The following is a 12,684-nucleotide window of genomic DNA, read 5'->3' as shown; positions in this document are numbered from 1 at the left end:
CCGACACCACCAACACGGCCGACTCCGCCGACACCACCAACACGGCCGACTCCGCCGACACGGCCAACACCTCCGACACGGCCGACTCCGCCAACGCGACCAACACCACCAACACGACCAACACGGAGAATATAGAATGAATGATGAAGGCTTCTTTTGTTTTAGAGCGGCCTTCTGTTTTTTTTTGCTATTCAGAAATCAGCCGGTAAGCATTTGGGTTGTCACAAAGAAAAAGACCCTTTCTTTACAAAAGAGTCTTTTTCCAAATTGCTAAAAACAGGTTCACCTAGCCTTGTTTGATTCAGTCCTATCCGGGTTTTTAATTGGCTCATCTTTCCCTTTTTTAAGCGCCTTTGTTAAATACCCACCTTTAAAGGTACGAGCCTCATAAGAAACCATAAACGCCTTAGGTGCGATTTGTTCAATAATCTTTAATAATTCTTTTTCTCTGGTTCTCTTTGCTAAAACTTCTAAACGTGTTCGGCTCGCATCGATTCCTTCTGTCTCAAAAATAGTAACCCCAAAACCTTCTCTTCGTAATGCGTCAATTAATTCACTGCTTTTATTCAATAGCTCACCTGGTATGTGACATATCCAATCGCCAGCTTTCTTTCTACCATTCCTCCTATATACAGTCCAAATCCAAAACCCAATGCATAGGCTGCTATATTGAGGTAAGACGACATGTCAGAAAAAACAATTCCTAAGCTTAAAACGTTGATCGTTGCTTCCAGCACACCCATTGCCGACGCTTTCTTGGTTTCATTCTTCACAAGTAAAATGGTGCGAAGCGTAACCACAGGCATTAATAACAGCTGCATTGCGAAAATAAGCAAAGCGGTTAACATGTTAAATCATCCCCTACTCCTACTATATAAAGTCCCTTTTTTATTTACCTCTAAATCAGTTATCTTAAAAATACAAATAAAGGAAATGAGCAAAAATAAATGGAAGATCATATCAAGTCTATTTTTAGAATAGGAAACGCCTATAAAAACGATAGATTTTCAGTCTTAGACTCAGGGCGTTTCTTTTGATAAAGTAAAAGTCAAATTCCACTGGAAAGGAATCCTGCTTATGGTCCAAACTGTCTTCTCCACTCTGTTTCAAGTCATCGTACCGATTTCAATTCCTGTTATTGTGGGAGGCCTGCTTCGGCATTTTAAAAACCTTGATACAAAACCCCTGTTAATCCTCTACTTATATTTTCTAAGCCCGGCTATAATTTTGGAAACATTGACGACAGCAGACCTTTCTTTCGGTGATGTTTACAAGACGATTGCTTTCGCGCTCCTCAACCTCGTTCTTCTGTGGGCCGTTGCAAATATACTGGGCAAAGTACTAAAATTGCCTTCCCCGGAACTTGCAGGCCTTACCCTGGTTTCAACGTTTACAAACAGTGTCAACTACGGACTTCCGCTCGTATTGCTTGCGTTTGGGAAACTTGGACTGGATAAGGCATCGGTTTACATCATTGCTCAAATGGTTATCGTACATACGCTGGGCGTCTATTTTGCAGCCCGCTCTCAATTTTCTGCGAAAAATGCCATCAAATCAGTATTTAAGCTTCCCGCCATTTATGCAGCCATCCTAGCTGCTGTGCTGCGAATGTTCGATCTCCACTTACCTGCCGGTGTTGGTAAAGGGGTTTCAATGGTGGCCGCTGCCTACTCGCCTGTCGTATTGACGATTTTAGGCGCGCAAATGGTGAGTGTAAAGCGTTCTGAGCTAGAACGAGAGATTCGGAACGTGTTTTGGGCCGGCCTGTCTGTACGTTTGTTTTTATCTCCATTTGTAGCGTGTCTCGTTTTATACATACTGAATGTTAAAGGGGTACTGTATTCGGTTCTATTGATTTTGTCTTCGATGCCGGCCGCAGTCAATGCGGTTGTTTTGGCAGAAAAATTCAACGCCTCCCCCAAATTCGTTTCCCAGTGCATTCTCTGGACAACACTGGCCTCTTTTTTCGTCCTGCCTGTGCTTATCGTTATAGTGCGATAAAGTAGAAATCCAGCAAATAAAAAGAGCGCCGTCATAAAGACGGCACTCTTTTATTATTTCACAATTAATCGATGCTTAAAACAACTCTTCCGTTAATCGCCCCATGTTCCAGGCGTTCAAATACATCATTTACCTTTTCCAGAGGCTGAACTTCAATGTTGGCTTTTACTTTCCCGTCTGCCGCAAACTGTAGTGCCTCTTTCAAGTCAAGACGGGTACCTACAATCGAACCAAGCACCTTTACGCCGTTTAACACTGTATCAAAAATCGGAATCGGCAAATCAGCATTCGGCAAACCTACTACAACACAGCTTCCTCCGCGTTTTACGGAATCGTATGCCTGTCTGAACGCTTTTGGGGTAACGGCTACACTGATGGCCGCTTTCACGCCACCGATTTCTTCCTGGATTTTTTGTGCCGGATCCACCTGCATTCCATTAATCGCTATATCAGCGCCAAGCTGTTTTGCTAATTCCAATTTGTCGTCCTGAATATCAACGGCTACCACATTGAATCCCATGGCTTTCGCATACTGCAAAGCAATATGCCCCAGGCCGCCGATACCGTAAATCGCAACCCAGTCCCCTGGTATTGCACCGCTTACTTTAAGCGCTTTGTAGGTCGTTACGCCTGCACAAAAAATAGGGGCCGCTTCCTCAAACGTGAGGTTATCCGGTACCTTGGCTACATAGGCTGCCGGTGCTTTGCAATATTGGGCAAATCCGCCATCTACCGAATAGCCTGCATTTAACTGATGTTTACAGAGGGTCTCCCAGCCGGACAGGCAGTATTCGCACTCGCCGCAGGCGGAATAGAGCCAGGGAACTCCCACACGATCGCCTACCTTTAAAGATTGAACATCGTCGGCTACCGCTTCGATGATGCCGACCCCTTCATGGCCCGGTATGAGCGGCATTTTCGCTTTCACAGGCCAGTCCCCTTGCACAGCATGAAGGTCAGTGTGGCACACACCGCACGCTTTAATGCGCACAAGAATTTCACCCGGGCCGATTTCAGGCTTATCTACTTCTTTAATTTCAAACGGCTTGTTAAAATCCGATGCCACAGCGGCTTTCATATATTCTGTTCCTGTCTGTTTCTTGGCCTCTACTGCTTTTGTATTCATAGATAATGCCTCCCTTTTGTAATGGTTAATTTAGATTTATTCAGACACTTTTTACTTCTGTATATTGTTCCAGCGCATAACTGCCCATTCGCGGTCAAACCGTATGTAGATTTATTGACGCGCTCGATAACGTCCTCAATATCATCAAAAGGCATCGCGGCTACGACCGGGCCGAAATTCTCCTCTTTTGCGATGACCATATCATTGTGGACCGCACTGAAAACGGTCGGCTGAACGAAGTAACCGTTTTCAAAATCTCCTGCAAGCGTTCCGCCGCCGACAACGAGCTCAGCCCCTTCGGAAAGGCCCTTGTCGATATAATCTGTCCAGCTCATGATTTTCGTCTGTCTGTTGCGAACCTTGCAAAATTGACCTACTATTGACAATAAATACATAAAACCAGACGGTAGTCTCACATCCCTTCTTCTTGCATTGTAAAAATGTCTTTATGCTTTTGATATAATTGCAAGGTGTGTGCCAATTTATCTGACAAGCACAAATATAAAGAAAGTTATTTGTGTTGCTGGGATTTAACTGCCATGCGCTGTCCTTATTTTCGAAAACGAAAAACAAACCGCCAATCATACGGCTCTTTTAGCCGATTTTTCGGCAGTATAGAACAACAAATTGGACAAGGAGGAAACAGGAATGAACATTTCGAAATTTGTCATGCCGGAAATCATTTTTGGCAAAGACTCTTTGCAGCAAACAGGCGAATGCTGTTTGCGCCTCGGGGCAAAAAAAGTGCTTATTGTCAGTGATCCCGGTGTTATGGAAGCCGGCTGGGTGGATAAAGTCACAGCGATATGCGACGCATCCCGCCTCCCCTATGAGATTTTTTGTGAAATTACCGCCAACCCTAAAGATTATGAAATAACCAGGGGGGTTGAAATGTATCAAACTTCCGAATGTGACGCCATTATCGGCATCGGGGGTGGAAGCGCCATCGACGCAGCCAAGGCAATCGCAATTCTGGCAACAAACGGCGGGACGATTCACGATTATGAAGGTGTGGACAAGATTGAAGTTCCGCTCCCGCCGCTGCTTATGATTCCCACGACAGCGGGTTCGGGTTCCGAGGTTTCCCAGTTTTCTGTCATTGTGGATTCGAAGCGCCAGGTGAAAATGACGATTGTCTCTAAATCACTCGTGCCTGATATCGCCATTACAGATCCTTATACACTGGTAACGAAAGATCAGGAGCTGACCGCGGAAACCGGGATGGATGTGCTGACTCATGCAATCGAAGCTTTTGTCAGTACGGCTGCCACTCCCCTTACCGATGTGCAGGCAAAAAATGCGATGATGCTTGTAGCAAAATATTTGCGTCCTTCCACCGCTTCCCGGACAAACGAAGAAGCGAAAACGGCCATGGCCATGGCGAGCCTGCAGGCAGGGCTTGCTTTCTCCAACGCGATCCTGGGTGCGGTCCACGCGATGTCCCACGCTGTCGGAGGGTATTTGGATATGCCGCACGGAAAGTTAAATGCCATTCTGCTGCCGTATGTAATGGAGTATAACTTCCTTGCCGCACCCGATCGTTTTATGCAAATTGCTGAATTGATGGGACAAAACATTACAGGGATGACAAGCGCCGAGGCCGGGAAGTTAGCGGTTCACCATGTGAAACAGCTGGCGATGGATATCGGCAGCCCCCAGCGCCTTTCCGATATTGGATTGAAAGAGGAACATATCAAACGGATGAGCGAAGCAGCCAGCCAGGATGTTTGCATCATTACGAATCCGCGCGATGCGACTGTTAAAGATTTAGAAGCGATATTCCATAGGGCACTGTAGGGGGAAAGCGAAATGATTGAAGATAAGCAGGAGGTCATCCAGCTTCTTACGGGCGTTAAATCATCCAAGCGCAATTACTATAATGAGCTCAAGAAAACGATTCAAAACATGCAGAAGAAAAATACGCAGCTTGAAATTATTAACCAGGTTGTCAAAAGCTTCAATGTAGATATGTCGATGGATGATATGCTGGAAAACGTGATGAGTAAATTGGGGCAAATTTTTGCTTTTACCAGGCTTTCTCTCTCCCTTTTTGAAAAAGAGGTTCTGATTGTAAGCAATGTTTACCCGCAGCAGCTAGCCAGATTCCCGCCGGGTACTGTCCTTGAAGAAGAAAGCTCCCTCTACTGGAAAGCAATCCGTGAGGAAAAGGCGCTCCTTCATCACATCGGTGCCACTGATAAAACTATCGCGTACATAGAAGAGAAAACACTACAAAGTTTAGGGCTTACACAGGTTTTGCTTCTTCCGCTGTTCAGTAAGAAGCGGGCCGTCGGCATATTGAGCCTGGGGGGAAAAACACCGATTGAGTATGACAGCTCTGACCTTGCATTCCTCCACCAGCTGGCCGACCAGCTGGCTGTTTGCATTGAAAATTCCCGGTTGTATAATGATGTCACAAAAAAACTGCACATTGAAGCGCAGCTCATTCAATCCGCTAAACTTGCAGCGATCGGTGAGATGGCGGCCGGGGTGGCCCATGAACTAAACAATCCTTTAACAGCGATTTTGGGAAATACCCAGCTGCTGCTTAGAGAAAGGGCGGAGAATAGCTTCGAGGAGAAGCTGCTGCGGGATGTTTTCCTTTGTGGCAAGCGATGTAAAAATATTATTCAGAATCTGCTTACCTTTTCCCGCCAGGACGATTACATCTTCTATGAGTGTTCATTAAATCAGGCCGTTGAGCAGGTGCTTAGCCTCGTAAGCTATCAAATTGAACATAATAACATTCATATTCACACGGAATTGCACGACAATTTGCCGCCGATAGAAGGCAACCTGCAGCAAATCGAGCAAATCATTTTAAACTTCCTGTTGAATGCCAAGGATGCCACCTGCGAAAGCACGAAGGAAACGAAAACAATTCTGATCCGTACAGGAGTAAAAACAACGGAGCAGCAAGAACCCATCGTTTTTTTGAGTGTGCAGGATAACGGGTCCGGAATTAAGAAAGAGAACATTGATGAGATTTTCAATCCTTTTTTCACAACGAAAGAAGCGAGAAAAGGAACAGGACTTGGCCTATCTGTAAGCTTGGGGATTGCCAAATCACACGGAGGAACGATTGAGGTAGAAAGCGAGGCGGGACTCGGCAGCTGTTTCACACTGCTGCTTCCTGTTTATACTAAAGTTGAGTAAATGATACCGGAGGGGACGAAATGGCACGGATTTTAATTATTGATGACGAATATGAAGTGCAGAATTTCTTTTCCTATTTACTTCGCAACAAAGGCCTGGAGCTTTCTTTTGCTTCAAACAGGGCCGAAGTAGATACATGCCTTACATATGAACCTTACCAATTGGCCCTGGTAGATTTGAAATTACCCGACACAAACGGAATTGATATTCTTAAAAAGATGAAACAGGCAATGCCGGCCTGCAAAGTTGTCATTATGACAGGATACAGTACTGTTAAATCTGCTTTAGAGGCCATTCGCCTTGGTGCGGATGATTACATTGAGAAACCATTTGACGATATTAATGAATTAGAGATGCTGATTGATAAACTACTGACATCTGAAACAAGCCATGACCAGGATAAAGCACTGGGGCTGGCTGAGCAAATAGGATTCGTCATTGGGGAAAGCCAGCAGATGCACCACCTGCTTTCCCTCGCGTATAAAATCGCGCAAAAAAACATTACGATTCTTATCGAAGGAGAGACCGGTACGGGAAAAGAAGTGCTGGCCCGCTTTATTCATGAGGCAAGCCCCCGCCTGCACCACCCTTTTATCGGTGTGAATTGCGGTGCCTTAGCCGAAACGTTGTTAGAAAGTGAACTGTTCGGACACGAAAAAGGAGCGTTTACAGGAGCTACACAGCTTAGAAAGGGCTTTTTTGAAATCGCCAGCAAGGGCACACTGTTCCTTGATGAGATTGGAGATGCCTCCCCTTCCATTCAGGTAAAACTGCTGCGCGTCCTTGAGACCAGAGAGTTTATGCGCGTGGGAAGCGAAAAGCATTTCCATACAGATGCGCGCATTATTGCCGCTTCCCATGTTCAATTAACGGAAGCAGTTAAGCAAGCGAAGTTTCGGGAAGATTTATTATACCGGCTCGATGTTGTTAAGCTGCATATTCCACCGCTTCGCGAGCGCACAGAAGATATCCCTTACCTTGTCAACCATTTGTTGAAGCGCCATGCGGGAGAAGAACTTTCCTTCTCTTCCGCTGCCCTTGATGTAATGCGGCAATATGATTGGCCGGGAAACGTGCGGGAACTGTCGAACGTGATCACCCGGGCGATTACGTTTGCTGACGGAGAAACAAACGTCATTACACCCGACTATTTATCCATCAAGGCAGAAAAATCGAGAGTTTTTCTTTCCGCGCAGGTTATCCAGCAGGAGCCCACGGAAAACAAGGGAACAAGTGATGCTTCTTCTCTTGATCAATACCTGGAGAAATGGAAGCAAAAAATCATTTCTCAATGGAAAAGCAGCGAAGCTATTGATTTGCCGTCCATTATGGAACAGACAAAAAAGCTGGAACAGGTAGTAGGAGCAGCCTTTGTCAAAAAAGCGCTGCGTGAAACGATAGGAAACCGCAAGGAAGCGTCCCGGATACTCAACATTAGCCCCCGCACCCTGCGCTACCTGCTGAATGAAAAGGGAAAAGATTCTTAAGCGGATTAATTTGCACAGAAAAATAAGCCGGGAGAGATCCCGGCCTATTTAGTAAGTTCATCCTCTATAGGATACTGAAAATCTCAAACGCAAAACAACCGAATTTCGTCTTTCATCTCAGCGTACTCTCTGCTGAGAATAGATAAAACAAAAATCGACTCAAGCTTGCCCTGAAACTTAACCGCTTCTCTTTTTAACCCTTCCTCCACAAAGCCTTCTGAAAGATACAATTGTTTTGCGCGAGTATTATGATCTATCACCTCTAACCAGAGCCGGTTTGCCTTTTTTTCCTTGAATGCCCACTTCTTAATCAAGCGCAGCATTTGCCTGCCATACCCCTTTCCTTTTTCGGCAAAGGCAGTACGGGTAAGCTCGATGCTTTGATGAATCTCCTCTATTCCAAGCAGAATAACATAGCCGACTGGAACACTGTCTGTTGCCCTTTCCACAATAAAATGGGCAACATTGGGGTTTTCAATCGCAAGCTTATGCTGCTCTTTTGTCCATTGAAAAATATAAGGACAGTTTTCAGGGTGATTTTCCGTACACAAAACAAAATCCAAATCTTCTGATGTAGTTGGACGCAGCTTCACGATTTGTTCCATTTCGGTTTCTTTCTCCCTCACTCTACTCTATTGATATTTACATCATATTTGGACCGGGCGTTTTGATAGCAGAGACTCATACGCTTGTTCGTATTCTGTTCGAAGCTGTTGAACAACCTGAGCAATCGGCGCCGTTTCTTTAATGCCCCCTACCCCCTGTCCAGCAGACCAAATGTTCTTCCACGCTTTCGCGTCAGACTGATTCACCTGCGAGTAGGAGAAATCCATCGCTTCTTTTTTGACAAGATCGTCCGGATTTAGGCCCGCTTTCTTGATGCTGGGGATAAGGTAATTCGCTTTTACACCGCTGAACGCGTCTGTATAAATGAGATCCTCGAACGTCGATTCAGCAAGCATATGTTGATACTCCTCGCTTGCCATGCTTTCGGAAGTGGCAATGAAACGCGTTCCCATGTAGGCGAAATCAGCACCGAGTGCTTGTGCTGCGAGAATGTCCTGTCCATGAGAGATACAGCCGGCCAGAATGGTAATTCCATCCCAAAATTCTTTTACCGCCCCGGTGAAAGCAATGGGATTAATCGTCCCTGCATGGCCGCCGGCCCCGTTGCATACCAGGATTAACCCGTCCACTCCTGTCTGGGCAGCTTTTCTCGCATGCGTAAGGTTAATGACATCTGAAAAAACGAGTCCGCCATACTCGTGGACGATGCTCACAACCGAGCTCGGGTTTCCTAATGAGGTAATAACGATCGGGGGCTGGTGCTTTTTTATAAGCTCCAGATCCTCTTCGTACCGCTTGTTTGTCCGGTGTACGATCAGGTTAACCGCCCACGGAGCTATCCGCTGCTCCGGATCATCTGCCTTTGCTTTTTTAAGCTCGGCTATAATGCGTTCCATCCAGTTGTCAAGCACTTCGGCTGTCCGGGCGTTGAGCAGTGGAAACGAGCCAATGATTCCGGCTTTACAGCCTTCAATGACCATTTCCGGATTTGAAACGAGAAACATAGGCGCCGCGATAATAGGTAGAGTCGTTTGATTCACAATGTCTGCGAGCAGGTTTTTTGCCATTTTCCTCATCCTTTCAATACTATATGTATCCATATCCAATTCCATATAAGCGCTTACGATTCCTTCAAGTTTTAAAATAAAAGAGCAGCCCGATAAGCAGGGCTGCTCTCACATAAAACATCATGACTTTTTGTAGCGGTAAAGAGAATAATCAGCCCTGGCCTTTCGGATCGCATAGTGAACCGGCAATCCCCTGGCTACCCATCGCAGTGCGGAAAGAATATTGGCTTCGTCTTCAAACTGTTCGACAATGATAATCGTCTCTTCGTTTATATAATATTGCAGCTCATTCCAGCCCATGGCGGAATACTTGTCATTACCATATGTTTTTAGTGCTGTAAAATCGGCGAACTTAGGTTTTTTTATGTGCAGAAGGTTTTGGATGGCCTCTACACACAGAGGGTGAATGTGAGGATTTACTTTCATACAGTGCCGGAATCCCTTCTCTTTAGTGTTTATCTATTTTGTCTATTTTTCTATCTCTACTTTAAGCCCGTCAGGAAAAAGCAGAACATAGGAACCAAAATGCAGCGGCTTCTTACAACAGTGGCTGATGAGCCTGCTGCGCTGCTTCTTCTCCAGTCCGGGGTAAATGTCCCGCAAGCCGGCACCTTCGCATGCTCACATCAATTTATTAGGTTGGACTTCTTTAGCTTTAGCCGGAATCATTTATTATCTCTTCCCTGCTGCTGCAGAAAATAAGCTGGCGAAAGTGCACTTTTGGCTGCATAACGTTGGACTGCCCGTTATGATGATTGGTTTGGTAGTGCTCGAATCCGGAAATCCTGCTGTTGAACCTGTTATCGCTATTGGCGCCAGTCTTACCAGCATTGGTGTTATCTGCTTTGTTATTAATGTTTTGGTAAACGTGAAAGCAAGTGCAGGTTTGTCGTCATCTTCAGAAAACAACATGGCCTCATAAATCAGATGATTTTGAAAGCTTGTCCGTTTTATTACGTGTCTATTATTATAATGAAAAAAAGGGCAAACGCCCAGCACTTGTCTAAACCTATTCACATAATGTAATACCATCTCTTGCAAAAAGGGAGGGGAAAACATGGCTGGTTTTGGATGTGGTGAGGAAATTGGGATTATTCTCGTACTTTTCATCCTTTTGGTGATTATCGCATGTGCATGCGAATGATGAACCGATAGGGGAGCCTGTTCTTGTAAAGAAAGAAGTTTGATTACAAAAAGGCCACCAGCAAAGGCGGCCTTTTTGTCGTGAATGGTCTATATGCTTCCGCTTATCGTAAAAAACTACCTACCATTTTCCCGCACAGATTGGCAATATCCTCCTATGCGCCCAATTTTCAGATTCTGCTTAGAAAGCGAGAAATTCATCTAACAATTACTCTTATCTCACATAATATGAAATTAGATTTTAGGTAAAAAGGGGATAAGCGAATGGGCCTCTTTGGTCGACTTTTTGGTCGTGAGCGACAGGAAGAATCACGGAAATCACGGGAACGACAGAAACAAAGCGAACCACGGAAAACTCGGAAAAGACGGGAACGAAACAAACCTCAGGAATCGCGAAAACGACGGGAGGAAAGACGAATTACGAAAAGCAATTTTCTTATAGGAAAACAGGGAGAGGTTATACGATAGCGTCAAAAAACACCTCGAATTCAGGCGAAGCTTTCAGGAGCCATGCGGAAAGAGATACAGGTTGAAATGTCGAACGACTCGTTATCAATAATAACCGGATCTACATCGGTAAGCCGCACAGAATTAAAAGAACGCTATGGAAACGAAGCCCTAGCGTTCTTTTGCAATTCCGTTTTGCAAAGCGGCATTACTTCCATCAAGCTATTCTATCCCCACCGAAACAGGCACTTTCCTTTTTAAAGGAGCGTTGCTTTTTGGTTTTTATCCAGTTTTGTTCAGCATCGATTTCAGCATCAATTGCAGCATCGGGTTTTGCAAAAGACTGGTAATCTGGGCAAAATCTACATTGCCAAGAAACCCCTGAAGGAAGCCCCCTTTTCTCCCCGTTCCAGTTTTCAGTTCTTCTGCCGGTGTAGTTTGAATGCCCGCTTCGCCCTTCGTGCGCCGTTTCCTACCTAAACGGGGAGCACGCTGACGCCTGGGCTGCTCACTGTTTCTTTGGACTAGATGCTGTTTCACTTCTCCCAGTTCTACCAGGATGTTTTCAAGTTTTTCTCTATGTTCCTTGGTCTCCAACACGTGCTTTTCTATTTTACGAAGCGTATTTTCCTCTTATATTCCATGCAGCTTTACTTGCTGATATTCGCTGGCTGATGGCCCCTCGTTCCATTCTCCGGTTTGGACTGTTCCTCTTGTTGATGACAAAACACCTCCTTTCGTTTACAGTCAACCCTTCAATTTTCATACCGCGCCCAATGAATCAAAAGCGGGATAGTAGCCCATCACTTGTCCGTGCCTATCTCCATAGTATGAAATTGTAATCTCAATCTTGAAACAGGGGGTGATCATTCATGGGAGGATTATGTGGTGGAGAAAGAGGATTTGACGTCATTCTTGTTCTTTTCATCCTGCTCGTTGTTATCGCGTGCGCGTGCGAGTAATGAACCGATAAGAGCTTCTATTTTTGCAAGGAAGAAACCCAAACCATAAAAAGGTCGCCAGCATAGGCCGGCCTTTTTGTCCTGAATTGTCTATACAATCATGTTTATCGTAAATCTCCATATAAAAATCTCTACTTACACGGATGAGGGCCTATCATCCATCAAGCCGATTGTATCAACAAATGTGATGAGAGAAAAAGGGCAACCACCTAACACGTCTCTCTCTCCCCCGCATACATTATTAGTATCCTATAAGTGAGCAGGATAAAGAACACAAGAATTCCCCCGATAAGTATCCGTCACACAAAACCTCTCTTCTGCATAAGAAAGAGGTTTTTGTGTGTTTCACCCATTCTTTTGAAAATGGAATAAAACAGCGTAATCCATCTTCTAAAAAATACGCTTCTAAAATTAGGCATTTACCCAGCACCTATCTGTGCTCTTGCCCATAATTTAGAATTATCCCTGACAGCAAATGATAATAGCCTATTCTTTAGGTTGTTGTGGGAAAAATTGTTCGTAAATAGGAGGAAACCATGTTCTATCACGATAAATGTAGGTATCATATGGAAAAATGCAGGTATCATATGGAAAAATACATGTATCATTATGAAAAATGTTGGCATTGTGAATGGGGTCATATGCACCCAACACAGCCGATGTATGCACCATCGGCTGTATCACCGGCATATGCGCCACCAGAAAACGCTCCAATGTATGCGCCCTAT

Annotated in this window: 14 protein-coding genes and 1 pseudogene; 6 read left to right on the top strand and 9 right to left on the bottom strand. The window is 44.9% G+C overall.

Annotation, left to right across the window (positions count from 1 at the left end):
• Positions 1 to 282: 282 nt before the first annotated feature.
• Positions 283 to 848 (bottom strand): annotated as a pseudogene (locus tag MBEAL2_RS27420) (DUF2179 domain-containing protein).
• A 229-nt stretch (positions 849 to 1,077) separates the two neighbouring features.
• Between MBEAL2_RS27420 and MBEAL2_RS27415 the strand changes: the two are divergent.
• Positions 1,078 to 2,001: an AEC family transporter gene (locus MBEAL2_RS27415; RefSeq protein WP_047155382.1), complete on the top strand. Its 924-nt coding sequence runs from the start codon at positions 1,078 to 1,080 to the stop codon at positions 1,999 to 2,001.
• A 64-nt stretch (positions 2,002 to 2,065) separates the two neighbouring features.
• Here the strand turns inward: MBEAL2_RS27415 and adhP are convergent, their stop codons facing one another.
• Complete coding sequence (gene adhP, locus MBEAL2_RS27410; RefSeq protein ID WP_047155384.1) at positions 2,066 to 3,079, bottom strand: alcohol dehydrogenase AdhP; 1,014 nt, start codon at positions 3,077 to 3,079, stop codon at positions 2,066 to 2,068.
• 44 nt (positions 3,080 to 3,123) lie between these two features.
• Positions 3,124 to 3,462: an aldehyde dehydrogenase family protein gene (locus tag MBEAL2_RS27405; RefSeq protein WP_047155381.1), complete on the bottom strand. Its 339-nt coding sequence runs from the start codon at positions 3,460 to 3,462 to the stop codon at positions 3,124 to 3,126.
• A gap of 313 nt (positions 3,463 to 3,775) precedes the next feature.
• On the opposite strand from MBEAL2_RS27405, the gene MBEAL2_RS27400 reads away from it, so the two are divergent.
• The 3 genes from MBEAL2_RS27400 to MBEAL2_RS27390 are packed head-to-tail and all read left to right on the top strand — an operon-like array spanning position 3,776 to position 7,770.
• Positions 3,776 to 4,924, top strand: coding sequence for an iron-containing alcohol dehydrogenase (locus MBEAL2_RS27400; RefSeq protein ID WP_047155380.1), 1,149 nt, complete (start codon positions 3,776 to 3,778; stop codon positions 4,922 to 4,924).
• Between the two features lie 12 nt (positions 4,925 to 4,936).
• Positions 4,937 to 6,283: a GAF domain-containing sensor histidine kinase gene (locus MBEAL2_RS27395; RefSeq protein ID WP_047155379.1), complete on the top strand. Its 1,347-nt coding sequence runs from the start codon at positions 4,937 to 4,939 to the stop codon at positions 6,281 to 6,283.
• A gap of 20 nt (positions 6,284 to 6,303) precedes the next feature.
• Positions 6,304 to 7,770 (top strand): sigma-54-dependent transcriptional regulator, encoded by a 1,467-nt coding sequence (locus MBEAL2_RS27390; RefSeq protein WP_047155378.1) that lies wholly within the window; start codon positions 6,304 to 6,306, stop codon positions 7,768 to 7,770.
• An 83-nt stretch (positions 7,771 to 7,853) separates the two neighbouring features.
• Here the strand turns inward: MBEAL2_RS27390 and MBEAL2_RS27385 are convergent, their stop codons facing one another.
• The 4 genes from MBEAL2_RS27385 to MBEAL2_RS33800 all read right to left on the bottom strand — a co-directional run bounded on the left by MBEAL2_RS27385 (position 7,854) and on the right by MBEAL2_RS33800 (position 10,007).
• Complete coding sequence (locus MBEAL2_RS27385) at positions 7,854 to 8,375, bottom strand: GNAT family N-acetyltransferase (RefSeq protein ID WP_047155377.1); 522 nt, start codon at positions 8,373 to 8,375, stop codon at positions 7,854 to 7,856.
• Between the two features lie 42 nt (positions 8,376 to 8,417).
• On the bottom strand, positions 8,418 to 9,404 hold the full coding sequence (locus MBEAL2_RS27380) for an NAD(P)H-dependent flavin oxidoreductase (RefSeq protein ID WP_047155383.1): 987 nt from the start codon (positions 9,402 to 9,404) through the stop codon (positions 8,418 to 8,420).
• 120 nt (positions 9,405 to 9,524) lie between these two features.
• A complete protein-coding gene (locus MBEAL2_RS27375; RefSeq protein WP_047155376.1) occupies positions 9,525 to 9,830 on the bottom strand; it encodes a hypothetical protein in 306 nt (101 codons plus the stop codon).
• A 42-nt stretch (positions 9,831 to 9,872) separates the two neighbouring features.
• Positions 9,873 to 10,007: a hypothetical protein gene (locus MBEAL2_RS33800; protein ID WP_269082522.1), complete on the bottom strand. Its 135-nt coding sequence runs from the start codon at positions 10,005 to 10,007 to the stop codon at positions 9,873 to 9,875.
• Between MBEAL2_RS33800 and MBEAL2_RS27370 the strand changes: the two genes are divergently transcribed.
• Positions 9,997 to 10,326 (top strand): cbb3-type cytochrome c oxidase subunit I, encoded by a 330-nt coding sequence (locus tag MBEAL2_RS27370; protein ID WP_047155375.1) that lies wholly within the window; start codon positions 9,997 to 9,999, stop codon positions 10,324 to 10,326. The two genes, MBEAL2_RS33800 and MBEAL2_RS27370, sit on opposite strands and share 11 nt — an antisense overlap.
• 950 nt (positions 10,327 to 11,276) lie before the next feature.
• Here the strand turns inward: MBEAL2_RS27370 and MBEAL2_RS27365 are convergent.
• Positions 11,277 to 11,591 carry a hypothetical protein gene (locus tag MBEAL2_RS27365; protein ID WP_047155374.1) on the bottom strand — a complete coding sequence of 105 codons (315 nt, stop codon included), beginning with the start codon at positions 11,589 to 11,591 and terminating at the stop codon, positions 11,277 to 11,279.
• A 275-nt stretch (positions 11,592 to 11,866) separates the two neighbouring features.
• Here MBEAL2_RS27365 and MBEAL2_RS30815 point away from each other — a divergent pair, with 275 nt between their 5' ends.
• Entirely contained in the window at positions 11,867 to 11,956 is a 90-nt protein-coding gene (locus tag MBEAL2_RS30815; RefSeq protein ID WP_082130233.1) for a YjcZ family sporulation protein, read from the top strand.
• 486 nt (positions 11,957 to 12,442) lie between these two features.
• Here MBEAL2_RS30815 and MBEAL2_RS27360 read toward each other — a convergent pair.
• Positions 12,443 to 12,684, bottom strand: a 242-nt coding sequence (locus tag MBEAL2_RS27360; RefSeq protein WP_047155373.1) for a hypothetical protein, incomplete at its 5' end; no start/stop codon positions are given.

Origin of the sequence: Aneurinibacillus tyrosinisolvens, assembly GCF_001015055.1 — a bacterium.
GTDB lineage: Bacteria > Bacillota > Bacilli > Aneurinibacillales > Aneurinibacillaceae > Aneurinibacillus_A > Aneurinibacillus_A tyrosinisolvens.
The sequence above is the reverse complement of the archived record's forward strand: the minus strand, read 5'-3'. Positions and strand labels throughout refer to the sequence as shown.

Bases quoted from the DNA above. Each gene is read 5' to 3' on its own strand.
- MBEAL2_RS27415 (WP_047155382.1), top strand. From the start codon at position 1,078: ATGGTCCAAACTGTCTTCTCCACTCTGTTTCAAGTCATCGTACCGATT.
- adhP (WP_047155384.1), bottom strand. From the start codon at position 3,079: ATGAAAGCCGCTGTGGCATCGGATTTTAACAAGCCGTTTGAAATTAAA.
- MBEAL2_RS27405 (WP_047155381.1), bottom strand. From the start codon at position 3,462: ATGAGCTGGACAGATTATATCGACAAGGGCCTTTCCGAAGGGGCTGAG.
- MBEAL2_RS27400 (WP_047155380.1), top strand. From the start codon at position 3,776: ATGAACATTTCGAAATTTGTCATGCCGGAAATCATTTTTGGCAAAGAC.
- MBEAL2_RS27395 (WP_047155379.1), top strand. From the start codon at position 4,937: ATGATTGAAGATAAGCAGGAGGTCATCCAGCTTCTTACGGGCGTTAAA.
- MBEAL2_RS27390 (WP_047155378.1), top strand. From the start codon at position 6,304: ATGGCACGGATTTTAATTATTGATGACGAATATGAAGTGCAGAATTTC.
- MBEAL2_RS27385 (WP_047155377.1), bottom strand. From the start codon at position 8,375: ATGGAACAAATCGTGAAGCTGCGTCCAACTACATCAGAAGATTTGGAT.
- MBEAL2_RS27380 (WP_047155383.1), bottom strand. From the start codon at position 9,404: ATGGCAAAAAACCTGCTCGCAGACATTGTGAATCAAACGACTCTACCT.
- MBEAL2_RS27375 (WP_047155376.1), bottom strand. From the start codon at position 9,830: ATGAAAGTAAATCCTCACATTCACCCTCTGTGTGTAGAGGCCATCCAA.
- MBEAL2_RS27370 (WP_047155375.1), top strand. From the start codon at position 9,997: ATGTCCCGCAAGCCGGCACCTTCGCATGCTCACATCAATTTATTAGGT.
- MBEAL2_RS30815 (WP_082130233.1), top strand. From the start codon at position 11,867: ATGGGAGGATTATGTGGTGGAGAAAGAGGATTTGACGTCATTCTTGTT.